The following is a 281-nucleotide window of genomic DNA, read 5'->3' as shown; positions in this document are numbered from 1 at the left end:
GGCACGCCCTCATCGAGATACCGCTCCTGCCAGCGCCAGACCGTCGGCTTCGACATGCCCGTCCGCCGCATGATCTCGACGGTTCCCCGACCGTCCGCTGTCGCCAGCACGATATCGGCCCGCCAGACAAGCTTGCGCGGCGTGTTGCGGTTGGTCAGCAGGGCTTGAAGCTCAGCGCGGTCGGCGGGGCCAAGGTAAAGGCAGATGTCGGTTCGTCTCATCCGCCGATCATGCCACGATGCAGCGGCCTTGGGAATCTTATGTCAGGCGGGGAACACTAG

1 protein-coding gene is annotated in these 281 nt (G+C 64.8%); it reads right to left on the bottom strand.

The window, feature by feature from the left end; genetic code table 11:
- Window positions 1–221 (bottom strand): helix-turn-helix domain-containing protein (locus tag C5F46_RS16360; protein ID WP_146160274.1); only part of this gene is annotated, 221 nt, incomplete at its 3' end.
- Between the last annotated feature and the right edge of the window lie 60 nt (window positions 222–281).

The sequence above is a fragment of the Phaeovulum veldkampii DSM 11550 genome (assembly GCF_003034995.1).
GTDB classification, from domain to species: Bacteria; Pseudomonadota; Alphaproteobacteria; order Rhodobacterales; family Rhodobacteraceae; genus Phaeovulum; species Phaeovulum veldkampii.
Note: the sequence above shows the minus strand (reverse complement) of the source record. Positions and strands in the feature narration are given on the sequence as shown.